Source organism: Streptomyces sp. NPDC086554, assembly GCF_040686095.1.
GTDB lineage: Bacteria > Actinomycetota > Actinomycetes > Streptomycetales > Streptomycetaceae > Streptomyces.
On record NZ_JBFBJK010000004.1, the window covers coordinates 68,600 to 92,285 of the forward strand.

General features: G+C 66.6%; 22 protein-coding genes and 2 pseudogenes. 19 read left to right on the top strand and 5 right to left on the bottom strand.

What is annotated here, in order from left to right; all coding sequences use genetic code 11:
* Positions 1-34: 34 nt before the first annotated feature.
* The gene (locus AB0O76_RS07530; RefSeq protein ID WP_365486466.1) at positions 35-340 is read right to left on the bottom strand and encodes a hypothetical protein; all 306 of its coding nucleotides are present in this window, start codon (positions 338-340) and stop codon (positions 35-37) included.
* 338 nt (positions 341-678) lie between these two features.
* Between AB0O76_RS07530 and AB0O76_RS07535 the strand changes: the two genes are divergently transcribed.
* From AB0O76_RS07535 to AB0O76_RS07575, 9 genes and pseudogenes are all read left to right on the top strand, one after another.
* A complete protein-coding gene (locus AB0O76_RS07535; RefSeq protein WP_365486468.1) occupies positions 679-2,982 on the top strand; it encodes an ABC transporter family substrate-binding protein in 2,304 nt (767 codons plus the stop codon).
* A 172-nt stretch (positions 2,983-3,154) separates the two neighbouring features.
* Positions 3,155-3,391 (top strand): annotated as a pseudogene (locus AB0O76_RS07540) (type II toxin-antitoxin system RelE/ParE family toxin); the annotation flags it as partial.
* Positions 3,388-3,693, top strand: coding sequence for a helix-turn-helix transcriptional regulator (locus tag AB0O76_RS07545; protein WP_365486470.1), 306 nt, complete (start codon positions 3,388-3,390; stop codon positions 3,691-3,693). The pseudogene AB0O76_RS07540 and the gene AB0O76_RS07545, both read left to right, overlap by 4 nt.
* A 167-nt stretch (positions 3,694-3,860) precedes the next feature.
* Positions 3,861-5,735: a translational GTPase TypA gene (gene typA / locus AB0O76_RS07550; RefSeq protein ID WP_365486471.1), complete on the top strand. Its 1,875-nt coding sequence runs from the start codon at positions 3,861-3,863 to the stop codon at positions 5,733-5,735.
* A 604-nt stretch (positions 5,736-6,339) separates the two neighbouring features.
* Entirely contained in the window at positions 6,340-7,962 is a 1,623-nt protein-coding gene (locus AB0O76_RS07555; RefSeq protein ID WP_365486473.1) for an ABC transporter substrate-binding protein, read from the top strand.
* A gap of 87 nt (positions 7,963-8,049) precedes the next feature.
* On the top strand, positions 8,050-8,979 hold the full coding sequence (locus AB0O76_RS07560) for an ABC transporter permease (RefSeq protein WP_365487077.1): 930 nt from the start codon (positions 8,050-8,052) through the stop codon (positions 8,977-8,979).
* Positions 8,972-9,934, top strand: a complete 963-nt coding sequence (locus tag AB0O76_RS07565) for an ABC transporter permease (protein ID WP_365486475.1) — start codon at positions 8,972-8,974, stop codon at positions 9,932-9,934. Before AB0O76_RS07560 ends, AB0O76_RS07565 begins: the two co-directional genes overlap by 8 nt.
* Before the next feature lie 11 nt (positions 9,935-9,945).
* Entirely contained in the window at positions 9,946-11,007 is a 1,062-nt protein-coding gene (locus tag AB0O76_RS07570) for an ABC transporter ATP-binding protein (RefSeq protein WP_365486477.1), read from the top strand.
* Positions 11,000-12,148, top strand: coding sequence for a dipeptide ABC transporter ATP-binding protein (locus AB0O76_RS07575; protein ID WP_365486479.1), 1,149 nt, complete (start codon positions 11,000-11,002; stop codon positions 12,146-12,148). The genes AB0O76_RS07570 and AB0O76_RS07575 overlap by 8 nt, the downstream gene beginning before the upstream one ends.
* Positions 12,149-12,240: 92 nt before the next feature.
* Here the strand turns inward: AB0O76_RS07575 and AB0O76_RS07580 are convergent, their stop codons facing one another.
* Both AB0O76_RS07580 and AB0O76_RS07585 read right to left on the bottom strand, forming a co-directional pair.
* Positions 12,241-12,834 carry a hypothetical protein gene (locus tag AB0O76_RS07580; protein WP_365486481.1) on the bottom strand — a complete coding sequence of 198 codons (594 nt, stop codon included), beginning with the start codon at positions 12,832-12,834 and terminating at the stop codon, positions 12,241-12,243.
* Positions 12,835-12,921: 87 nt separating this feature from the next.
* On the bottom strand, positions 12,922-13,188 hold the full coding sequence (locus AB0O76_RS07585) for a hypothetical protein (protein ID WP_365486483.1): 267 nt from the start codon (positions 13,186-13,188) through the stop codon (positions 12,922-12,924).
* A 432-nt stretch (positions 13,189-13,620) separates the two neighbouring features.
* On the opposite strand from AB0O76_RS07585, the gene AB0O76_RS07590 reads away from it, so the two are divergent.
* From AB0O76_RS07590 to AB0O76_RS07605, 4 genes are all read left to right on the top strand, one after another.
* Positions 13,621-14,046, top strand: a complete 426-nt coding sequence (locus tag AB0O76_RS07590; RefSeq protein WP_365486485.1) for a hypothetical protein — start codon at positions 13,621-13,623, stop codon at positions 14,044-14,046.
* A gap of 93 nt (positions 14,047-14,139) precedes the next feature.
* On the top strand, positions 14,140-14,883 hold the full coding sequence (locus tag AB0O76_RS07595) for an ATP-binding cassette domain-containing protein (RefSeq protein WP_365486487.1): 744 nt from the start codon (positions 14,140-14,142) through the stop codon (positions 14,881-14,883).
* A gap of 57 nt (positions 14,884-14,940) precedes the next feature.
* A complete protein-coding gene (locus tag AB0O76_RS07600) occupies positions 14,941-16,149 on the top strand; it encodes a hypothetical protein (protein ID WP_365486489.1) in 1,209 nt (402 codons plus the stop codon).
* A gap of 182 nt (positions 16,150-16,331) precedes the next feature.
* Positions 16,332-16,736: a hypothetical protein gene (locus AB0O76_RS07605; RefSeq protein ID WP_365486491.1), complete on the top strand. Its 405-nt coding sequence runs from the start codon at positions 16,332-16,334 to the stop codon at positions 16,734-16,736.
* Positions 16,737-16,849: 113 nt separating this feature from the next.
* On the opposite strand, the gene AB0O76_RS07610 is transcribed toward AB0O76_RS07605, so the two are convergent.
* The gene (locus AB0O76_RS07610; protein ID WP_365486493.1) at positions 16,850-17,212 is read right to left on the bottom strand and encodes a DUF6247 family protein; all 363 of its coding nucleotides are present in this window, start codon (positions 17,210-17,212) and stop codon (positions 16,850-16,852) included.
* On the bottom strand, positions 17,209-17,637 hold the full coding sequence (locus AB0O76_RS07615; RefSeq protein WP_365486495.1) for an ATP-binding protein: 429 nt from the start codon (positions 17,635-17,637) through the stop codon (positions 17,209-17,211). The genes AB0O76_RS07610 and AB0O76_RS07615 overlap by 4 nt, the downstream gene beginning before the upstream one ends.
* Positions 17,638-17,765: 128 nt before the next feature.
* On the opposite strand from AB0O76_RS07615, the gene AB0O76_RS07620 reads away from it, so the two are divergent.
* From AB0O76_RS07620 to AB0O76_RS07645, 6 genes and pseudogenes are all read left to right on the top strand, one after another.
* A complete protein-coding gene (locus AB0O76_RS07620) occupies positions 17,766-18,659 on the top strand; it encodes a helix-turn-helix transcriptional regulator (RefSeq protein WP_365486497.1) in 894 nt (297 codons plus the stop codon).
* Between the two features lie 10 nt (positions 18,660-18,669).
* Entirely contained in the window at positions 18,670-18,870 is a 201-nt protein-coding gene (locus AB0O76_RS07625; protein WP_365486499.1) for a DUF397 domain-containing protein, read from the top strand.
* An 88-nt stretch (positions 18,871-18,958) separates the two neighbouring features.
* Positions 18,959-19,394 (top strand): annotated as a pseudogene (locus AB0O76_RS07630) (GNAT family protein).
* 689 nt (positions 19,395-20,083) lie between these two features.
* Positions 20,084-21,718: an ABC transporter substrate-binding protein gene (locus AB0O76_RS07635; RefSeq protein ID WP_365486500.1), complete on the top strand. Its 1,635-nt coding sequence runs from the start codon at positions 20,084-20,086 to the stop codon at positions 21,716-21,718.
* Between the two features lie 73 nt (positions 21,719-21,791).
* Positions 21,792-22,715 (top strand): ABC transporter permease, encoded by a 924-nt coding sequence (locus AB0O76_RS07640; RefSeq protein ID WP_365486502.1) that lies wholly within the window; start codon positions 21,792-21,794, stop codon positions 22,713-22,715.
* Entirely contained in the window at positions 22,708-23,685 is a 978-nt protein-coding gene (locus tag AB0O76_RS07645; protein ID WP_365486504.1) for an ABC transporter permease, read from the top strand. Before AB0O76_RS07640 ends, AB0O76_RS07645 begins: the two co-directional genes overlap by 8 nt.
* Position 23,686 lies beyond the last annotated feature (1 nt).

The following is a 23,686-nucleotide window of genomic DNA, read 5'->3' on the forward strand; positions in this document are numbered from 1 at the left end:
AGGTGGTGGGCAGGGAACTCAGGGGGCAGGGGACTCAGGGGGCGTGGCGGTCCTTGGCCCCCAGGCCCTCGTCGTCCGAGTCCGTCCACAGCGAGTTGTCGTAGGGCTTATCGGGGATGCGGACGAGGTCGGGCCGCTCCTGCGGCTGCCCGGGCGGCGCGCCCGGCGTCGTGGCGCGGAGCAGGGCGAAGCTCTCGCGCAGATGGTCGGTGTCGGTGCGGACCCGGCGTACGTCGATGCCTTGCATCTCGGCACCGGCATGCTGCGTCAGCTTGTCGACGGTGCGGACCAGCTCGTCGACGCATCGCTGTACGGCCGTCAGGTCATCCTGCAGAGCCATAACTTGCCCTCACTTCAGGTGTGCGGTGGCAACGCTCATGCGCCTGCGAGTGTTGCGCGTCACATCCGGCTTGGGAAGAGATCTGCATCGATTCGCGGCGCATACGCAACGAATGCGCCGGGTCACGCGCTGATACGGGCCGACGCGCCGGACCAGGTGTCCGGATTGGGCCGCATGGGTGGCGTCCGGGTGTCGCCGCGCCGTGTCGCCGCTACCCGTCGTGCCGCGTCGCCTTGAGTGGAGCGATAGATGTGATCAACTCCATATCCCAACATACAGGAACAAACCCGGCGCGGTCCTGGTAGTGGGCGGCCGGGCGAGCCTCGGAGGTAGCCGTCATGTCCCCAGACCGCGTCAGGCTGAGATCTGCCGTGTTCCTCGCCACGGGCGTGCTGGCGCTGCCCGCCCTCGCCGCCTGCAGCTCCGAGGACGAGGCCGGCGCCCCGACCGCGGCCCAGGACGTCGCACCCGCCGCACGGGATCTCGTCGCCGACGGGGGGACCATGAACTGGGCCGTCGACGCGGTGCCGGAAACCCTCAACTCCTTCCAGTCGGACGCCGATGCGGGCACCACCCGGGTCGCGGCGGCGGTCCTGCCGTCGATGTACCGCATGGACGCGCAGGGCAGGGCGCAGCGCAACGAGGACTTCCTGGAGTCCGCGGAGGTCGTCGAGCGCGAGCCGAAGCAGGTCGTGCTCTACAAGCTGAACCAGCAGGCGGTGTGGAGCGACGGCCGGGAGATCGGCGCCGACGACTTCGCGGCGCAGCAGCGGGCGCTCTCCGGCAAGGACAGCGCGTACTGGACGGCTCGTAACGCGGGCTACGACCGCATCGAGAGGATCGAGCGCGGCGCGAACAACCTGGAGGTGCGCGTCACCTTCAACAAGCCCTACGCGGACTGGCGTTCGCTCTTCTCGCCGCTGTACCCGAAGGAGGTCATGGGCACCCCTGACACCTTCAACGACGGGGCGCGCCGCAAGCTCAAGGTGAGCGCGGGTCCCTTCGCCGTCCAGGACATCGACCGCAAGGCGGGCGATGTCACGCTGACCCGCAATCCGCGCTGGTGGGGCAGGCCCGCCAAGCTCTCGAAGGTGGTCCTGCGCGAGGTGCCGCGCGGCAAGCGGGCCGCCGCGCTCGCCACCGGGCAGGTCGACCTCGCCGAGATCGACGCTCCGGAGGCGGCGCGCATCGCGAACGCCGCCCGTGACAAGGGCGTCCAGGGCCCGCTCGGCCACGGCCCCCAGGCGCAGCTCACCCCCGGCAAGGCGCTGCGCTCCTGGGCGATCGCCAACGGCTCCGACGAGAAGGCGGCCGAGACCGAGCAGCTGGCCCGCGAGAAGACCGGCAAGGCGATCGAGAAGTACGCCGACGACCAGTCGGGCCTGCGGGGCTACACCGTCCGCAAGTCCCTCGAACCGGCCTACACGCAGCTCGCCCTCAACGGCACCGAGGGCCCGCTCGCCGACGACCGGGTACGGCGGGCGGTGGCCCGCGCCCTCGACCGCGACGCGATCGCCAAGGCGGTCCTGACCCCGCTCGGCCTGCCCGCCGAGCCGGTCGGCAGCCACCTGGCCCTCGCAGGACAGCAGGCGTACGCCGACAACAGTGGCGCCCTGGGGGACCAGGACACCACCGAGGCGCGGGCGCTGCTTGCCGACGCGGGGTGGGTGCCGGGCGGTCCCGTGGAGAAGAAGGAGAAGGACAAGGGGAAGGGGAAGACGGCGGGCGGCGAGGCGGCCGCCAAGAAGGCAGGGTCCGGTTCCTCCGGTTCCTCCGACTCCTCCGAGTCCGGCGACGGCACCTACATCGTCGGCCAGGACGACCAGAAGCCCGGCGACGGCGGCACCTCCGTGCTCGCGCCCGCCCCGGCCGCGGCGTACCAAGAGGCGGCGCTGACCCGCCAGGCGGCGTCCCTCACCTCCCGGCGCGAGGCGGACAAGGAGAAGAAGAAGGACCCCGGCGAGCACGCCAGGCAGCACGCCGACAAGAAGGCGAAGAAGGGCGGCGCTCCCGGTGCGTACGCCCCGAAGGGCACCGCGGCGCCGGCCGCGCCCGCGGCTGCGCCGGGCGGCCTCATGGCCAAGGACGGCAAGCCGCTCACCCTCCGGTTCGTCCTGCCTTCGGGCGAGGGCTCGGAGTCGCTGCGCACGGTGGCGGAACGTATCTCCAGGATGCTGGAGAAGATCGGCGTCCGTACGGAGACGGCGAAGGTCGCCGACGACAGCTACTTCAAGGACCACATCGCGTCAGGACAGTACGACCTCGCCCTCTACTCCTGGCCCGCGTCGGCCTTCCCGGCCACGGACGCGCGCCCGATCTTCGCCAAGCCGGTACCGGCAGCGGACGGCTCGCTCAACGTCGAGCAGAACTACACGCGGGTCGGCACGGACCACATCGACCAGCTCTTCGACCAGGCGCTGGGTGAGCTGGACGAGGACGAGAACCGCGCCCTGGTCAGGAAGGCCGACGCCCGCATCTGGGCCGAGGCGGGCTCCATTCCCCTCTACCAGCGCCCCCAACTGGTGGCGGCCCGCCCAAACCTGGCGAACGCCGGAGCCTTCGGCTTCCAGTCCCCGAACTACGAGGACATCGGCTTCCTGAAGCCGGGCGCGACGCCGTCGGCCAAGCCGTCCCCGAAGTAGCTCGCTCAGATTCCCCTCAACTCCCTTGCCCGCCGGCCACCCCGGCGGGCAAGGTCGTTTTCATCCACTGACCCGGGACACCTGCCCCTTCCCCACGATCGGGTGACGGTTCGACGACCCCATCCCGCGCGTGCGTCGCGATCCATAGCGTTGATGCTATGAACAGCGCGGAGTCCTCCTCGACGAGCCGTACACGCGCCAGCTCGACGGCAAGCTCAGAGAGCTGCGCTTCTACTGCGGAGGCGAGCGGATCCGTGTCACCTACTGGATCGCCCCGGGCCGCCGCATGATCATGCTCACGGTGTTCCCCAAGACGCGCATGCGTGAGTTCGCCGAGGTCGAGCGGGCGCGTCAGGCGATGAAGCGCTGTCAGGCAGAGGGGCACACCGTGGACGAGGAGGAGTCGTGACTCAGACCAGGCGCACCAGCCTCGCCGACGCGCGTGCGGCGCGGGCCCTCACACCCGAGATCGAGGAGGAGTACGCCGCCGCGCGACTCCGCTTCGCGCTCGCGGAAGCCGTCCGTAAGCAGCGGCAGGACCTGGGGCTCTCGCAGAGCGAGCTCGGGCGCAGGGCGGGCATGACGCAGTCGGCAGTGGCGCGCTTCGAGGGCGGAGGCACGGTGCCGACGATCCCGGTGCTCGACCGGCTGGCCCGCGCGCTCGACCTCCAGCTGCGCGTGGAGCTGGCGCCGCACGCCGAGAGCGCCTAGTCCGGCCGTAAAACCCCTGGTCAAGCCCCCTGCAAGGGTCCCGCGCAGGCCATCCCCGCGTGGGCCACGTAGACTGGGGTGAGGCCGTGGCGTGTTCTGCCCGGCAGGGCACGCGTACCGGACCGTACGCGCCGCCGTCCACTCTTCCCGGGAGAAGCGCAGCTCGTATGCCCACGCGCCATGACATTCGTAATGTTGCCATCGTCGCCCACGTCGACCACGGCAAGACCACGCTGGTCGACGCCATGCTCAAGCAGGCCGGCTCCTTCGCCGCGCACGCAGCCGAGTCGCTCGACGACCGCATGATGGACTCGAACGACCTGGAGCGTGAGAAGGGCATCACGATCCTGGCCAAGAACACGGCCGTCAAGTACCACCCCAAGGATGGCGGCGACGTCATCACCATCAACATCATCGACACCCCCGGCCACGCCGACTTCGGTGGTGAGGTCGAGCGCGGCCTGTCGATGGTCGACGCGGTCGTCCTCCTGGTCGACGCCTCCGAGGGTCCGCTTCCGCAGACCCGCTTCGTGCTGCGCAAGGCCCTCGCCGCGCGCATGCCGGTGATCCTCTGCATCAACAAGACGGACCGCCCGGACTCGCGCATCGCCGAGGTCGTCGACGAGACGTACGACCTGTTCCTCGACCTGGACGCCGACGAGGACCAGATCGAGTTCCCGATCGTCTACGCCTGTGCCCGTGACGGCGTCGCCTCGCTGACCAAGCCGGAGGACGGCACCGTCCCGGCCGACAGCGAGAACCTGGAGCCGTTCTTCTCGACGATCCTGGAGCACGTCCCCGCTCCGGAGTACGACGAGGACGCCCCCCTCCAGGCCCACGTCACCAACCTCGACGCCGACAACTTCCTCGGCCGTATCGCGCTGTGCCGCGTCGAGCAGGGCGAGCTGAAGAAGGGCCAGACCGTCACGTGGATCAAGCGTGACGGCACGATGTCCAACGTCCGCATCACCGAGCTGATGATGACGGAGGCGCTGACCCGCAAGCCGGCCGAGAAGGCGGGCCCCGGCGACATCTGCGCCATCGCCGGTATCCCGGAGATCATGATCGGTGAGACCCTCGCCGACCCCGAGAACCCGATCGCGCTCCCGCTGATCACGGTCGACGAGCCCGCGATCTCCATGACCATCGGTACGAACACCTCGCCGCTCGTCGGCAAGGGCGGCAAGGGCCACAAGGTCACCGCCCGTCAGGTGAAGGACCGTCTGGACAAGGAGCTCATCGGTAACGTCTCGCTCCGTGTCCTGGACACCGAGCGCCCGGACGCCTGGGAGGTCCAGGGTCGTGGTGAGCTCGCGCTCGCCATCCTGGTCGAGCAGATGCGCCGCGAGGGCTTCGAGCTCACCGTCGGCAAGCCCGAGGTCGTCACCAAGCAGATCGACGGCAAGACGTACGAGCCGATCGAGCGCATGACGATCGACTCGCCCGAGGAGCACCTCGGCGCCATCACGCAGCTGATGGCGACCCGCAAGGGCCGCATGGAGACGATGACCAACCACGGCTCCGGCTGGATCCGCATGGAGTGGATCGTTCCGTCGCGTGGCCTCATCGGCTTCCGTACGGAGTTCCTGACCCAGACCCGCGGCACCGGCATCGCGCACTCGATCTTCGAGGGCCACGAGCCGTGGTTCGGCGAGCTGCGCACCCGTCACAACGGCTCGCTGGTCGCGGACCGTTCGGGTTCGGTCACGCCGTTCGCGATGGTCAACCTCCAGGAGCGCGGTGTCATCTTCACCGAGGCCGGCACCGAGGTGTACGAGGGCATGATCGTCGGTGAGAACTCGCGCGCCGACGACATGGACGTGAACATCACCAAGGAGAAGAAGCTCACCAACATGCGTGCGGCTTCCGCGGACACGACCGAGAACGTCGTGCCCGCCCGCAAGCTCTCGCTCGAGCAGTCCCTGGAGTTCTGCCGCGACGACGAGTGCATCGAGGTGACCCCGGAGACCGTGCGTATCCGCAAGGTCGTCCTGGACCAGAAGCAGCGCGGGCGCACGGCTTCGCGCGCCAAGCACGGCTAAGGCCGTGACAAAGTCTGGCTAAAGCTTTGAGCCGCGCCAGGCTCATGCACAACTGCCGCTGACGCTCGGCGAATTCGGCAACCGAGGCCGGTTTCCGCCCCTCTGGAAGGAGGGACGGGAGCCGGCCTCTCGCGTATCTGCCGCAGTTCCCCCCTTGCGCGGTCCGTCAGGCCGCTACGCTGGCGCACACCTCCGTGGGTCTACGCGTGTCCACCGGACTGCCTCCGAAGGGACCCGCCGGGCGTCTCCAACTTGCCCGGCCGCAACCGGTTTTCCTGGACGCTCCGTCCGGAATGCGGACTCCGTTGACCGTTAGATGTGTAACACGTCCGTTTCGCAACCATCTATCTCGGATCGGTTTGTCCGGATTTTGGAAGTTGTACGCACCAGGTGTGATTGAACCGAGACCAAAAGACTGTGGTCGACCGGTACCTCATGGCTAATAGTTGACCGCGTATAGCTCGGGTCAATGGGTCACGCGCTGTGGGGAGCGCCGACTCACGAGCACACTGGGGTACGTCGATCTTCGCGCCGTCAGGGGTGTCGGCGCGGTTTCTTGTACCCCCTCTTGTAGTGAACAAGTGGACTCATGAGGAGGAACCCCATGCGTGGTGCCAAGAGCGCCAAGTGGGTCGCGATAGCGGGTGTCGTGGCGCTGACGGCAACGGCCTGTGGTGGCGGCGACAGCGACAGCGGCAAGAGTGGCAAGGTCGACCCCAAGGGGATCGTCAGCTATGCCAACGGCGAGCCGCAGAACGCCCTGCAGCCTTCCAACACCATGGAGGCATACGGAAGCGTCGTCATCGACTCGCTCTTCACGGGCCTGGTCCACTACGACAAGCAGGGCAACATCACCTACGAGAACGCCGAGTCGGTCACCCCCGACAAGGACTCCAAGGTGTGGACCGTCAAGCTGAAGCCGGGCTGGAAGTTCCACAACGGCGAGGCCGTCACCGCCAAGTCGTACGTGGACGCCTGGAACTGGGCCGCGAACCCGGCCAACGGCCAGCAGAACAGCGCCTGGTACCGCGACATCGTCGGCTACGACAAGGTCCACCCCGAGAAGGGTGACGCCAAGGCCAAGGCGATGGAGGGTCTGAAGGTCGTCGACGACAACACCTTCACCATCACGCTGAACAACGGCATCCCGTACTACGCGTACAAGCTCGTCTACGCGCCCTTCTACCCGCTGCCTTCGGAGGCCCTCAAGGACCCGAAGAAGTACGGCGAGGCGCCGGTCGGCAACGGCCCGTACAAGTTCTCGAAGTGGGACCACAAGAAGCTCATCTCGGTCCGCGCCTGGGACGGCTACAAGGGTGACAAGCCGAAGAACGGCGGCGTCGACTTCAAGGCCTACACCAAGGACACGGCGGCCTACGCGGACCTGAAGTCGGACAACGTCGACTCGATGCCGATCGTGCCGAACAGCGAGACCGCCAACTTCAAGCAGGACTTCGGCGACCGCGCCATCGAGCAGGACTTCTCGGCGATCAACACGATCAACCCGGCCTTCTACACGAAGCAGTGGAAGGACATCGACGTCAAGGTCCTTCAGGGCCTGTCCATGGCGATCGACCGCGAGACCATCGCCAAGACCGTCTTCTACGGCACGCGTGAGTCCGCCACCGGCTGGGTCGCCAAGGGTGTCAAGGGGTACCAGAAGGACGCCTGCGGCGAGTACTGCAAGTTCGACGCCAAGAAGGCCAAGTCCCTCATCAAGGAGGGCGGCGGTGTTCCCGGCAACAAGATCTCCATCCAGTACAACGCCGACCAGCCGCACAAGGACTGGGTCGTCGCGGTCTGCAACAGCATCACCAAGTCGACCGGCGTCAAGTGCGTCGGCGACGCGGTGACCGACTTCGCGGCCGACACGGAGATCCGTGACCAGAAGAAGGTCAAGTCGATCTACCGCTCCGGATGGGTGCTCGACTACCCGTTCAACGGCAACTTCCTCGCCGACCTCTACGGCACCGGCGTCGACGGCAACAAGGGCGGCTTCTCGGACAAGAAGTTCGACGAGCTGACCAAGAAGGCCGACGCGGCGAAGACCATCGAAGAGTCCGCCAAGCTGTACGGAGAGGCCGAGAAGTCTCTGCAGAACAGCTTCCCGGGCATTCCGCTCTGGTACAACAAGACGCTCTCCGCGTACTCGAACAACGTGAAGGGCATGGAGTTCGACCAGGCCGGCGACCCTGTCCTCACCGAGGTCGAGGTCTTCGAGAAGTAGTAGTCGTCGGAGTCCGTTCCCGGAAGCGACGCCCGGCGATCCCGGGCGTCGCTTCCGGGTGGCTCCGCAATGGACGGAGGCACCACCATGGGGCGCTACGTCGCGAGGCGACTGCTCCAGATGATCCCGGTCTTCATCGGGACAACCCTGCTGATCTTCCTGATGGTCAATGTGCTCCCCGGCGACCCCGTACGGGCGCTGTGGGGCGACAAGCCGCCGGACCCGGCGCAGGTCGCGCAGATCAGGCACGACCGCGGGCTCGACCTGCCGCTCTGGCAGCAATACCTGCATTACATGGGCGGATTGCTGCAGGGTGACTTCGGCAAGACCATTGCCGGCAACAGGCCCATTCTTGACGAGATCAAGCAGGCTTTCCCGATTTCGATGAGACTCGCCGCCATGGCGTGGTCGTTCGAACTCGTCGTTGGTATCGCTCTGGGCGTACTGGCCGGCGTGCGGCGCAGCCGGTTCGTGGACAACACCGTGACGCTCTTCACGCTCCTCGTGATCTCCGTCCCGATCTTCGTGTTCGGCCTGTTCCTCCAGCTGATCTTCGGCAACGAGCTCGGCTGGGTGAAACCGACGGTCCAGGACTCGACGGACTTCCAGCAGTTGCTGATGCCGGCACTCGTGCTCGGCCTCGTCGGTCTCGCCTATGTGGCACGCCTGAGCCGTACCTCCATCGCGGAGAACCGGCAGGCGGACTACATACGCACCGCGGTCGCCAAGGGCCTGCCGCGCCGCCGGATCATCACCCGGCACCTGCTGCGCAACTCCCTTATCCCGGTGGTCACTTACCTGGGCACCGACATCGGCACCCTGATGGGCGGCGCCGTCATCACCGAGGGCATCTTCAACGTCACCGGTGTCGGCAACCTGCTGTTCGATGCGCTGGGCAACCGAGAGGGCGCCGTCATCGTCGGCATCGTGACGGTTCTGGTGCTCGTGTATCTCCTCGCGAGTCTGATCGTCGACCTTCTCTACGCCGTTCTGGACCCGAGGATCCGTTATGCCTGACCTCACCAAGTCCCAGGCCACGGACGAGGCACACGCCGTGGCCATCGTCGAGGCCGACGCGAAATCCGTCGACGCCGCGGACACGACGGGCAAGCCGCGCAGCCTTTGGGGCGACGCCTGGCGGGACCTGCGCCGCAGGCCGCTCTTCGTCGTCTCCGCACTGCTGATCGTCGTGGTGCTCCTTGTCGCTGCCTTCCCTGGCATGTTCACCAGCGCCGACCCCCGGTCCGGCGACCTGACCAATCACTTCCTGGAGAAGCCGAGCCTCGGCCACTTCTTCCAACCCGACTGGTTCGGCTACGACCGCCAGGGCCGCAGCGTCTACGCCCGCGTGGTCTACGGTGCCCGCAACTCGATCATGGTCGGCTTCGGTGTGACCATCCTGGTCACCCTGTTCGGCGGCCTGATCGGCATGCTGGCCGGCTACTTCGGCGGCATCTGGGACAGCATCCTTTCGCGGCTCACCGACGTGTTCTTCGGTGTCCCGTTCCTGCTCGGCGCGATGGTCGTCCTGAACGCCTTCACCGAGCGCAACGTCTGGGTCATCACCGGCGCCCTCGCCTTCCTCGGCTGGACGCAGATCGCCCGCGTGATGCGCGGCGCGGTGATCACCACCCGGCACGCGGACTACGTCGTGGCGGCAAAGGCACTCGGCGCGGGCACTAAGCGGATCCTGTTCCGGCACATTCTGCCGAACGCCGTCGCCCCGGTGATTGTGATCGCGACCATCGCGCTCGGCACGTACATCGTCGCCGAGTCGACGCTGTCCTTCCTGGGCCTGGGCTTCGGTGGTGACGCGCTCTCCTGGGGCGGTGACATCTCCGACGCCCTGAACGACATCCGCAACAACCCGCACACACTGATCTTCCCGGCAGGAATGCTGAGTCTCACGGTGCTTGCGTTCATCATGATGGGCGACGCCGTACGCGAAGCCCTCGACCCGAAGCTGCGCTGAGGGAGGCGTAAATGACCAGCATCGACATCAAGGAAGACTCGGTTCCTGCCCCCCGCTCGGGCGAGGAAAAGAGCGGCAGACTGCTGGACGTCAAGGACCTGCACGTCGAGTTCCACACCCGCGACGGTGTGGTCAAGGCAGTGAACGGCGTCAACTACAGCGTGGACGCGGGCGAGACGCTCGCCGTCCTCGGTGAGTCGGGCTCCGGCAAGTCCGTGACGGCGCAAGCCATCATGGGCATCCTCGACATGCCGCCCGGCAAGATCCCGCACGGCGAGATCCTCTTCCGCGGCCAGGACATGCTCAAGATGTCCAACGAGGAGCGCAGGAAGATCCGCGGCCGCAAGATCGCGATGATCTTCCAGGACGCTCTGTCGTCGCTCAACCCAGTGCTCTCCGTGGGCTATCAGCTCGGCGAGATGTTCAGGGTGCACGACGGTGTCAGCCGCAAGCAGGCCAAGGCCAAGGCCATCGAGCTGATGGAGCGGGTGAAGATCCCGGCCGCCAAGGAGCGGGTGAACGACTACCCGCACCAGTTCTCCGGCGGTATGCGCCAGCGCATCATGATCGCGATGGCGCTCGCCCTGGAGCCGGACCTGATCATCGCGGACGAGCCGACGACGGCGCTCGACGTCACCGTCCAGGCTCAGGTCATGGATCTGCTCGCCGAGTTGCAGCGCGAGTACAACATGGGCCTGATCCTCATCACCCACGACCTGGGTGTGGTCGCGGACGTCGCCGACAAGATCGCGGTGATGTACGCGGGCCGGATCGTCGAGACGGCCCCGGTCCACGAGCTCTACAAGCGCCCCGCGCACCCGTACACGCGCGGTCTGCTCGATTCGATTCCCCGTCTCGACCAGAAGGGCCAGGAGCTTTTCGCGATCAAGGGCCTGCCGCCCAACCTGCTCCACATCCCCTCCGGTTGCGCCTTCAACCCGCGTTGCCTCAAGGCGCAGGACATCTGCCGTACGGACATCCCGGCCCTCGTGCCGGTGACCGAGCAGGACGGCTTGGAACTGCCGGGCCGCGGCAGCGCGTGCCACTTCTGGAAGGAGACGATCCATGGCTGAGCTCAAGAAGACTGACGAGCCTCAGGACACGACCCCGAACGTCTCCGAGGTGGAAACGGTCGACGCGTCCACCGCTGAAGAGGCCGTGGCGGCGATCGAGGCGCCGGTCGAGCGAGGCGAGCCGATCCTCCAGGTCCGCAACCTGGTCAAGCACTTCCCTCTGACCCAGGGAATCCTGATCAAGAAGCAGATCGGTGCGGTCAAGGCCGTCGACGGCATCTCCTTCGACCTCTACCAGGGCGAGACGCTGGGCATCGTGGGCGAGTCGGGCTGTGGCAAGTCCACGGTCGCCAAGCTCCTGATGACGCTCGAACGCGCCACGGCCGGCGAGGTCTTCTACAAGGGCCAGGACATCACCAAGCTTTCGGGGCGTGCCCTGAAGGCGGTGCGCCGCAACATCCAGATGGTGTTCCAGGACCCGTACACGTCGCTCAACCCCCGTATGACGGTGGGCGACATCATCGGGGAGCCCTTCGAGATCCACCCCGAGGTGGCTCCCAAGGGCTCGCGCCGCCAGAAGGTCCAGGACCTCCTGGACGTGGTGGGCCTGAACCCGGAGTACATCAACCGCTACCCGCACCAGTTCTCGGGCGGCCAGCGCCAGCGCATCGGCATCGCGCGCGGTCTGGCCCTGAACCCCGAGATCATCATCTGCGACGAGCCGGTCTCGGCCCTGGACGTCTCCGTCCAGGCCCAGGTCATCAACCTGATGGGGAAGCTGCAGGACGAGTTCAACCTCTCCTACCTCTTCATCGCGCACGACCTGTCGATCGTCCGGCACATCTCGGACCGCGTGGGCGTGATGTACCTCGGCAAGATGGCGGAGATCGGCTCGGACGAGCAGATCTACGAGCACCCGACGCACCCGTACACGCAGGCGCTGCTCTCCGCGGTGCCGGTGCCGGACCCGGAGGCGCGCGAGGGCCGCGAGCGGATCATCCTCACCGGAGACGTCCCGTCCCCGGCCAATCCTCCCTCCGGCTGCCGCTTCCGCACCCGCTGCTGGAAGGCGGAGGCGAAGTGCGCGGAGGAGATCCCGCTGCTCGCGATCCCGCAGCGGTTCGCGGGCCAGGACACTCCGGCGGCACATGAGTCGGCGTGCCACTTCGCGGAGGAGAAGGACGTCGTGCACGCGGCGTGAATCTCCACGGACGTACCTGATGTGTACGTGAACGGGGGCGCCCCGAGCCTGAGTTGGCTTGGGGCGCCCCCGCATGTTTGTGCGGGGGCGGGTCAGATTCCGGCCTCCACCACGCCTTCGCGCAGCAGTGCGTGGTGGCGGTTCTCGCCGAAGATTTCGGCGATCGTCATGCCGGGGAACTCCAGCGGTTCTTGCCTGCCTTCGAGTTGTACGCGGACCCGCCATGTCGTGTCCTTGTGTTCCACCAGGACGTCGGCGTACTGCCGTGTCGGCGATTCGACGCCCAGAACGGTGGGGCCGACGTGGGGTCCGTACTCGCGGAACGAGGCGATGAACGGCAGTTCCTCCAGGAGGTGGGCCAGGTGCGCCCAGGCCGGTGAGCCGGGTTGCGGGGTCCACATGATTGCGGCTCGCTCCTGGTCGTCCACGGGTACCTTGCCGGACTCGCCTGTCAGTGGCCGCGGGTCGGGTTCAGCCAGGTGACGGAAGGTGAACGTACGTTCTACCAGGTCGAGTTGGGACAGTTCCGCTCCCAACGGGCCGCCTTTGAAGGCCATGTCGGCCACGTCTTGGAGGAGCGCGGCGGTTGCCGTGTCCTGCTCGGTGTCCTGCGGTGGATTCCCGCCCGGGGGTTCGTACGAGCCCACCGTGTACGTCTGGTGCGGTCGTCGCTTGCCGCGTCCCATCGGCGGAGCCTCCCGTCATGTGCGGATGCCGCCACGGGCTGCTTGCCCGCGGCGGCATCCACGCTACTCAATGGGGTGCGCTTGTGATCAGGAGGCGAGGGCCAGGCGGCCCTTCTTCTCGACCAGCGGCTTGTAGGTGAAGACGGTCAGCTCGCCGCTTGCCGTCGCGTTCAGCGCCGCCGTGTTCAGCGGCGCGGTGGACGTCCTGGGCTTGAACTTGGTGTTGACCCAGGTCGGGCACTTGACGCTGCCCTTGCAGAAGGCCGTCACCGCGCCGAAGTACGCGAATCGGGGGCCTCCGCCGCCGTCATCGTCTCGTCCGTGGCCATAGCGGTAGTACTGCCCCAGACGCAACGGCAGTTGATGCTGCTTCGAGCGGGAGTAGTCGAACTGCTTGAGGACCTTGTACTTCGACGAAGCCTGCGCCGCGACGTCCTGCGCCGACTGCGCCGAAGCGGCCGTGACGCGGTCGTCCTTCGTGCTGCTCTGCGCGGCTTGCGCCGGGGCAACTCCCGCCAGCAGCGCCGCCGTTCCCTCATTGTCTTTTGGGGCACTGCCCGTTCGGGCAACCAGCGGTGAGTGCTGGAAGACCGCGGTGCGCCTGGACGTTGCCTCCAGGTATGAACTGACCCCTCGAGCCGCTCGACCTCAGATGTTCCTCAAATCGGTCACAACTTCCACACAGTTGTCGCTGCGTAGCCATATGATCACCGAGCAGCATCTTGATCATCGCGTGAGGGCCACTTGGTGTGACCAACCACAGGTCCAAGAATCTCGGAGGGGAACATGAACAGGAAGCGCAAGATAGCCTCGATCGCCGCAGGGGCTGTAGCCATCGCAGGGCTTGGGATCGGACCGGCCTTTGCTGAGGGGGGCTTTGGCAGCGAAATTAAGGCGTGGGCGACTGGTAAGGACTCGCGCCACTGGAATGACAACAATCGCGACGGCGTCTCCACGACCGTCAAGTTCTCCCGCTGCAAGGCCCACAACGGGGGTTCGGGCGAGAACCGCTTCAAGTACGCATCCCTACAGCTGAAGAAGGAGCGCTCGGCCCTTCCGGACCCGGTGGTTGCTCGGGACAAGAACTACTGCGACACATCCAGCTTCGGTGACCGTTCCAAGGGTGGCTACTACTTCAACTACTCCAACCTGAATGGGTATGACCAGACCGGCTACAAGCTCTGGGTCAAGAAGGTCGCTGTCAAGTACTGATCCATTCGACAGGGTGCCCGGTTCAGGATCAGGCAGACCGGGCGCTCTGCCTCCGCTCGTCACGTTCCACCCACGCTGACCTCTGGAAGCACCGTGCCGCTTCGCTTCACCGATTGTTCCTTCGCCTACCGTGCGGGAGTCACCGTCCTTGACGGCTTGACCTTGGAGTTCCCCACGGGGTGCACCGTCCTCTTGGGGCCCAACGGCGCTGGAAAGTCCACCCTGTTGTCTCTGGGGGCCTCTGTTCTCGCTCCCGCATCCGGGCGTGTGCAACTGGGCAGATTGACCAGTACGGAAAGACGTCACCGCAGTGAATACCGGTGCAGAGTTGGGTGGTTGCCGCAGCACGTGAAGCCCGTGCCGTCGCTGACCGTACGGGAACAGGCTGCCTACGCTGGTTGGTTGAAGGGTTTGTCGAAGTCCGAGGCGTGGGAACGCTCCGCGAAGGCCCTGGACCGGGTCCGCCTCACCGAGCTGGCGAAGCGCCGCAGTCACGAACTGTCCGGCGGCCAGATGCGACGGCTCGGTATCGCGCAGTCGCTGATCCACGATGCGCAGGTCGTGTTGCTCGACGAGCCGACGGCAGGCCTCGACCCCATACAGCGCGGCGTCTTCCGCGACCTGGTGGCCGAACTGTCAGAATCCGTCAGCTTCGTGGTGTCCACCCACCAGACGGAAGATCTGGCCGACATATACGAGAGCGTCATCGTCTTCGACCAAGGACAGGTGGCCTTTCAGGGGACGGTCCCGGACTTCTTCGCTCTGGCTCCTGGAGATCTGCCGGTCGAGCGGCGCGCGGAGAGCGCGTATCGCGGTCTGGTCCGTGGGGAGGTCTGAGGTATGCGTCTGGGAACTCTGCTCCGGTCGGGGCCGGCTGCCTGGGTCGCTCTCGTCATGCTCCCGGTCCTGTTCTGGTTCGGTGCGCAGAACACCGACTCGGTGATCGAGTACTGGGAGTCCGCGACCGCGCAGTCGCTGATCGTGCTTGGCTTTGTGAGTGCGGGGTGCGGCGCCTGCGCTGCTTGGGAATCCGCGAGGGTTCACCGCGCGGAGGTCTACGGCTGGGCTCCCGCCCGCAGCCGCCTTCGTATCGCTTGGCTGCATCTCGCCCCTGTCACGGTGCTGGGGCTGCTCGGCGTGCTCACGAGTCTCGTGGCCTATTCTTCCATCGCTCTCGGGGCGCCCGGCTTCCCGAGCCTGGGAATACTGTTCACCGCTTACGCGGTGGTGGTGTCCCATATCGCACTCGGCTGGCTCGTCGGACCCTGGATGCCGCGTGTCCTGGGCGCCGCAGTGATGCTCATCTTCGGCTATCTGTGGGGGTTCTGGCCCGCCGCGCTCGGCGAGCTGCCCTGGCTGCGGCACCTCAACGGGCAGGGTCTTGTGGAGTGCTGTGGCATCGACCAAACCGCCTCGGTTCGCAGCATGGCCGCCACTATTGTCTTCTCTGCAGGGCTCGTGGCCGCGGCTCTGATTGCCGCCGCCCTGGGCGCGAAGCCGAGGAACCGACAGCATCAGGCGTACGCCGTGTCTGCGGCTGCTCTTGGCACCGTCGGTGCCCTCATCCTGGCTGTGCCGCTCGAGTTCGAGGGAGTGCAGGCCCGGGATCCCGCGCTTCGCAAGTGCGCAGGCGGGCGTGTCCAGGTATGCGTATGGCCGGAGCAGTACGACAGGCAGGACGACATGGTCCGCTGGGCACAGGACGCTGGGCAGCGGCTGAGCAAAGTGGGAGTCACCCCGGCGTCGCACGTCGAGTTCGGCGAGCCGCGCCCCAGCGAGAGCGCTGTCCGCGCGGCTACAGCCACGAGCGTGCTGCCGGGCGCCCCACCGGACTGTGCGACAAAGCCGGGGGCCGAGTACCCGGGGGATGCCGCGCATAGCGCGATCTATGCCTGGCTGTCGCTGACTTCAGGGGAACCCAAGGATGAGCTGGTGAGGCACTGGCAGCCCGAAGTGGTTGATCTTGCCGACCAGGTACGCAAGCTGCCTCCTGCCCAGCAACGCGACTGGTACAAGCGCAACATGCGATCTGTTCTGGACTGCTCAGTGAAGCCGGAACTCCGTCCTGCTTCCTTCAGGCAGGCAGGGGACAAGCAGTCATGACCTGGTGGCTTCGCGTGCACATGGTGCATGCCTCCTGGGCCTCTGTGTTGGCTTGCTTCATCCTCGCACCGCTACTCGCCGGGTCAGCACTCCCCATTCCCTCACTGATGGGCGGATTCGGGACAGGAATCCCACTGCCTCTGGTCCTCCCGGTGGCCCCCGCCTGCGTCCTCCTGCACGCCATGAGCAGAGCGCCCCAGGAGACCGATGTCACCGCCGTCCGCCCCGTCCGCACCTACCGGACCTTCCTGTTCGGATGTGCCGCTATCGGAGCAGTGGTTCTGGGAGCGTGCGAAGCGCAGTGGCTCGACTTCGGTCTGGGCCTCGGCGTCGCGCGGAATCTCGTGGGGTACCTCGGGGTGGGCTTGACCGTCCAGTACTTCGTCGGCTCGATGTACGGCCCGCTGGCAGTCGCCGCCGTCCCTGTGGGCTGCGCACTCATCGGCCTGGGGCCCGGCCAGAGGCCGTACTCCTGGGCCTGGCCACTGCATGAGAGCGCTTCTCTCCTGGCCGCGGCTGCGGCGCTCGGCCTCTTCGCTGCGGGAGTGACCATGGGGTTGAGACGAGCCGTGGAGTCCCGTCCATAACAACTTTCTACTGGAGAGCGCGCTTCACAGACAACCAGCCCGAGAGCTCGAGATCGTCTGCCGTTCCGGCGAACGCGGATCTGCGGGGTCCCCGCGCCATTCCTCGACGTCACTCACGCGGGCACTTCACCTCGCTCGATCCCGGCCTCGGCGCACGCGACGTCGAGGATGCCCCCGATCTCGGCCGCGATGGCGCGGGCCTCGTCGAGGCTCTCGGTGGTGGCGGCGCGCGGTTCCAGGGCGCGCAGGCGCGCGGCCCGCTCGGGATGACGCTCCACCGCCACGTAGACAGCCCACTGGCCGACGAAGCGGCGCATTGGCGCCGCGCTGACCTGCTCGCGGGACTGTCGCAGTGCGGCGGCGCGCTCGGCCTCGAACGTGGGCAGCGCGTCGGGAGTGAGCTGGGCGAGGGCGGCTCTCAGGTCTTCCGGGGCACTGGCGGGCTGCGGCTCGGCCTGAGCCTGTGGATAACTCACGCGTCCCCTTTCGGGGCGAGGTGGAACCACACCGCCTTGCCGTGCGGATAGTCGCGGACACCCCACTCGTCCGCGCAGGCGTCGACGAGGGGCAGCCCGCGCCCGGACTCGGCGTACGCGTCGGGCGGGGCTTCGGCCCGAGCGAGTCCGGGGACGGTGGGGCCGTGGTCCCAGACTGTGACCCGGAAGTCGTCCGGAGTGCGCTCCATGGTGACGTAGGTGTCGGTGGGGGAGTTGCGATACGCGTTCGTCACGATCTCCGAGGCGAGCAACTCCACCGTGTCGACGATGCAGTTGAGTCGGGCGGCACGGAGGATGCTGCGGATCGTGGCGCGGACTACGCCTACGGCGCGGGGGTCGTGGGGGATGAGGAGCCCGTAGGACCAGGTGCGGCTCGGGGCTTCCGGGGGTTTGGGCATGCTCATGTGGCAGCCTCCAGTTGTGTGCCTATTGTGACTGGCCTCATACACACCGTAGCGATAAGAGTTGCCACCTCTCAACCTCCTTGCGGAAGATGGGAGTTGATGGATACTTCCCGGGGCGAGGAGGATGCATGGGACTCAGGGCGAATCCGACGTATCGGCAGCGGCGGTACGGTGCCGAGATTCGCGGCATCCGCGAGAGTGCCGGATTCACGGCTGCGAGCGCGGCCGAGGTGATGGGGATGAACGCCTCGCATATCACCACGGTTGAGTCGGGGCGAACGGGGCTGTCTGAGGAGCGACTTCGGCGACTCGCAGGAGCTGCTGCTGTGGGCAGTGGCGAGGGGGCAACTTACCTGGATGCTCTCGTCGAGCTGGGGCAGGAGTCGGGCAAGGGGTGGTGGACCGAGTACCGCCGCTCCCTGCGTCCGTCGCTGCTGGATCTGGCCGAGCTGGAGGCGGGTTCGCAGCGGATCGTCTGCTACGAGCCGATGTTCGTGCCCGGGCTGCTCCAGACCTTGGATTACGCGACAGTTATCCACCGGGACGGTTACGTGGACGCGTCCACGGCCGAGCACGACCGGGCTGTCGAGTTCCGGATGCGGCGACGCGGGGCCCTGACGAGGGAGCGCCCTCCGCGTCTCCATGCTGTGGTGCACGAAGCAGCGCTCCACACCTCGTTCGGCAGGCCTGACGTCATGCGAGATCAGCTGCGGCATCTGATCGAGATGTCGCGGCTGCCGAACGTGACGGTGCAGGTTGTCCCGTTCGACGGTCCGGTCCCCTACGGCACGTCCTTCACGCTGATCGAGCCGCACCAGCCTCGACTGGGAACGGTCATCGTGGCCCATGTGGTGCAGTCGCTGTACCTCGGGGATGCCAACTCCCTTGATACGTACAACAACCGGTTCGATAGGCTGAGCGAACAGGCACTGCCTCCGGTTGACGCCGAGGTGACACCGGAAGGGCATGCGCGCAAGGACTCGCTGGGACTCATTCAGCGGCTCCTGTATCCCCTGCTCTAGGAAGGCGTGAATGTCGGAGCTCCGGTGGCGGAAGTCCAGCTTCAGCGAAGGTGGGGCGGACACGTGCGTCGAACTCGCCCTTGACGGTGCAGGCTCCGCCCACCTCCGCGAGAGCGAAACCCCTGCGACGGTCATCGCCACCACCCCCGCCGCCCTGCGCGTACTGCTCGACAGCATCAAGTCAGCCGGCGGCCCCGCACCCCGTGCGTGACACGGCCGACGCTGGCGCCAGGCTGTTCCTCCGGCCCTGGACGGAGCCGGATGCCACCGCCGTACTGGCTGCCTTCTCTGCCCCGGAAATGGCACGGCAGGCCGACGAGCCGGTCAACTCGACTCAAGCGGCGACCCGTTGGATCGCGCGCCGCGAGCAGGAGGGGAGGGTCGGCTCCGCGTACGCCTTCGACGTATGACGGTGACGACACCCCACTCGGGAACGTCGCCGTCGGGGCGGTGAACCGAATCCACGCCACCGGATGGGTGTCGTACTGGACGGCCCCCGCCGCGCGGGTGCGAGGTGTGGCGACGTACGGGTGCGAGGCGTTGAGTCGGTGGGCCTTCGGCGAACTGGGGCTGTTCCGGCTTGAGTTGGGGCATCGAGTCAACAACCCGGCGTCCTGCCGGGTGGCCCACGCCGCAGGCTTCGCGGCAGAGGGCGTGCAGCGCCAGAAGCTCGCGTACGACGGGGCCCGCTACGACGTGGAGCTGCACGCGCGGCTGGCTTCCGATCTGGTGTGACGCCACGGTTTGCAAGGAAGTCCCGCAATCCACGCTCTCGAGGAGACCAGCACCTACCTTCGTCACGGCGCGTTACGCATCGCGTGCGCCCCTCTTCTGCCGGAACGCAACTTTGCCGAAGTAGGTGCCGGACCCCAGCCCGCAATCACATCCCGCCAGGCTCCTTCTCCCGTGACGGTCACGCCGGGAGATCCGGTTGGCAGACGCTTGACGAAGCCGGAACCCATCCCCGAACCGGCCGCGCGCCCCTCCACCTCGGGGCGCTGAAACGAACTGGTCCGCACCCGGCAGGAAAGCCGAACACCCCACCCGGCAGTCCCCGTGAGCCCCGTTTCGTGGCCGCCCGGTCATCTCGCTTCTCGCGGTGGAGGGCTGGGTGTCAAGGGTGGAGCGAAGCGCAATCGGCGCAGCCGACGCGCAGCGCAGCGGAGCGCCCTTGACTCCTAGCCCGGAACCGCCACACTCCGGACAACCGGGCGGCCCCGGCAACATGACCGTCGCCGGGTCACCGAATCCCCGCCACAGCACAGCACAGCACAGCACCGCCCCCCCCGCCATCCGGACGTATCCCCGTCGTACTAGCCCCGGAAAGCCGCCTCAAAGATGCGGTGCATCACCGTTTGGGGTGTATTTGGGCCTAAGTATCTAAATGGGCATCTAGGGACTCAGGCCCGAAAGGGAGGCACTCCATGCGTGGAGCCACGCACGCCAAGTGGGCCGCATGTGCGGTGACCGTCGCTCTCGCGGCGACTGCCTGCGGTGGAGGCGGCGACAGCGGCGGCGGCGGTGGCGACGGCTCCGGGATCGTGGGGTCCTCATGGGGCGATCCGCAGAATCCGCTGGAGCCCGCGAACACCAATGAGGTGCAGGGCGGCAAGGTCCTCGACATGATCTTCCGGGGTCTGGTGCGGTACGACCCGAAGACCGGCGAGGCCAAGAACATGGTCGCCGAGAGCATCGACACCTCGGACTCGCAGAATTTCACCGTGAAGATCAAGACAGGGTGGAAGTTCAGCAATGGAGAGGCCGTCACCGCGAAGTCGTTCGTCGATGCCTGGAACTACGGCGCGCATCTGAAGAACAACCAGAAGAACGCCTACTTCTTCGGCTATATCGAGGGGTACGACAAGGTCCATCCGGAGAAGGGCGACGCCAGCGCCGACACGCTCTCCGGGCTGAAGGTCGTCGACGACACCTCCTTCACCGTCAAGCTCACGCAGAAGTTCTCCACCTGGCCCAAGACCCTCGGATATCCGGCGTTCGCGCCACTGCCCAAGGCGTTCTACGACGACCACGACGCCTGGCTCTCCAAGCCCGTCGGCAATGGTCCGTACACCGTGGACTCGTACGCCAAGGGCTCGAAGATGGCCCTGCGGAAGTGGGACGGGTACACCGGTCCCGACAAGGCGGAGAACGGCGGCGTCGATCTCAAGGTCTACACCGACAACAACACCGCCTATACGGACTTGATGGCGGGCAATCTCGATCTCGTCGATGATGTTCCTGCTTCGCAGCTCAAGAACGCCAAGAGTGACCTCGGTGATCGGTACATCAACACACCCGCGGGCATCATCCAGACCCTCGCCTTCCCCTTCTACGACGAGAAGTGGGCGACGCCGGAGGCGGCGAAGGTCCGCCAGGGGCTCTCCATGGCGATCAACCGCGAGCAGATCACCGACACCATTTTCCAGAAGACTCGTACGCCCGCCACCGACTGGACATCGCCCGTGCTCGGCGAAGCCGGCGGCTACAAGTCCGGGCTCTGCGGCGACCCCTGCAAGTACGACGCCGACGAGGCGAAGAAGCTGATCAGCGAGGGCGGCGGCATCCCCGGCGGCCAGCTGAAGATCACGTACAACGCGGACACCGGCTCACACAAGGAATGGGTCGATGCGGTCTGCAACTCCATCAACAAGGCTCTCGGCAATGACAAGTCCTGTGTCGGGAATCCCGTCGGAACGTTTGCCGACTTCCGTAGTCAGGCCTCTCAGCAGAAGCTCGACGGTGCCTGGCGCGCGGGGTGGCAGATGGACTACCCGCTGATCCAGAACTTCCTGCAGCCGCTGTACTACACGGACGCCCCGTCCAACGACGGAAAGTACTCGAACGAGGAATTCGACAAACTCGTCGACGAGGCCAACGCCGAGACCGACACCGCGAAGGCCGTCTCCACGTTCCAGGACGCCGAGAAGGTCCTGGCCAAGGACATGGGCGTCATTCCGCTCTGGTACCAGAACGGCAGCGCCGGCTACTCGGACAGGGTCTCCGATGTCGCGCTGAACCAGTTCAGCGTCCCGGTCTACAACGAGATCAAGGTCAGCTGAGGCATCGGAAGCGGCCGTCCGGCGAGAGCGAGAACCGCGCCGGACGGTCGCTTCCACTACTTCCGGAGCCCTCATGGGACGTTATGTGATCCGGCGTCTGCTGCAGATGATCCCGGTCTTCTTCGGCGCCACGCTGCTGATCTTCCTGATGGTGAACGTGATGGGCGACCCCATCGCGGGCCTGTGCGGGGATCGTAAATGCGATCCCGCGACCGCCGCTCAGCTGAAGAAGGAATTCGGCCTCGATAAGCCCGTGTGGCAGCAGTACGTGACGTACATGGGCAATGTCTTCACCGGCGACTTCGGTACCGCCTTCAACGGGCAGAAGGTCACCGAGCTGATGGGGACCGCCTTCCCGCTGACGATTCGGCTGACCGTCGTCGCCATTCTCTTCGAGATCATCATCGGGATCACGCTCGGTGTCATCACCGGGCTGCGGCGCGGGCGTCCCATCGACACGGTCGTCCTGCTGCTCACGCTCGTCGTCATCGCGATCCCCACCTTCGTCACCGGCCTGCTGCTCCAACTGCTGCTCGGTGTCGAGTGGGGGATCATCAAACCCTCCGTCTCGTCGGAGGCGCCCTTCGACGAGCTGATCGTGCCGGGATTCGTCCTTGCCTCGGTGTCCCTGGCGTACGTCACCCGCCTCACCCGGACGAGCATCGCCGAGAACCGCCGGGCGGATTACGTGCGGACCGCCATCGCCAAGGGACTGCCAAGGCGCCGCGTCATCACCCGGCACCTGCTGCGCAATTCACTCATCCCGGTGGTCACCTTCATCGGCACCGACATCGGCGCGCTGATGGGCGGCGCGATCGTCACCGAGCGGATCTTCAATATCCATGGCGTCGGATTCCAGCTTTATCAAGGGATTCTGCGGCAGAGCACGCAGACCGTCGTCGGATTCGTGACCGTACTCGTCCTTGTCTTCCTGGTGGCCAACCTGGTCGTCGACCTCCTGTACGCCGTACTCGACCCGAGGATCCGTTATGCCTGAACCCAAGGAGCCAGACGGAGCCATCGCCTCGACCGGTGCCGGGGGCGCGATGGACCTCGCGGCGACCGAGGGCTCGACGCTCGAGAAGACACCGGGAGGGCCCGAAGGCACCGGCCCATCGGCGCCCGCCCGCAGTCTGTGGTCCGACGCCTGGCGCGAGCTGCGGCGCAACCCGGTCTTCATCATCTCGGGCCTCATCATCATCTTCCTCGTCTTCATCTCGCTCTGGCCGTCCCTGATCGCCTCCGGCAATCCGCTCGACTGCGATCTCGCCAACGCCCAGAAGAGCTCCACGTCCGGGCACCCCTTCGGCTTCGACGGGCAGGGCTGCGACGTCTACACGCGGACCGTGTACGGGGCCCGTGCCTCGGTCACCGTCGGTGTGTGCGCCACGCTCGGCGTCGCGATTCTCGGCAGCGTGCTCGGTGGGCTCGCGGGTTTCTTCGGCGGATTCTGGGACGCGGTCCTCTCCCGGATCACCGACGTCTTCTTCGCCATCCCGGTCGTGCTCGGCGGCCTGGTGCTCCTGTCGGTGGTCACCAGCAACACCGTCTGGCCGGTGATCGGCTTCATGGTGCTGCTCGGCTGGCCGCAGCTCTCGCGCATCGCCCGCGGCTCGGTGATCACCGCCAAGCAGAACGACTACGTGCAGGCGGCGCGGGCCCTCGGCGCCTCCAACTCGCGGCTGCTGCTTCGGCACATCGCGCCGAACGCGGTCGCCCCGGTGATCGTCGTCGCCACCATCGCGCTCGGTACGTACATCGCCCTGGAGGCGACCCTCTCGTACCTGGGTGTCGGTCTGAAGCCGCCGACCGTCTCCTGGGGCATCGACATCTCGGCCGCCTCCCAGTACATCCGCAACGCCCCGCACATGCTGCTCTGGCCCGCGGGAGCCCTGGCGATCACCGTGCTCGCGTTCATCATGCTCGGCGACGCGGTGCGCGACGCCCTCGACCCCAAGCTGAGGTAGC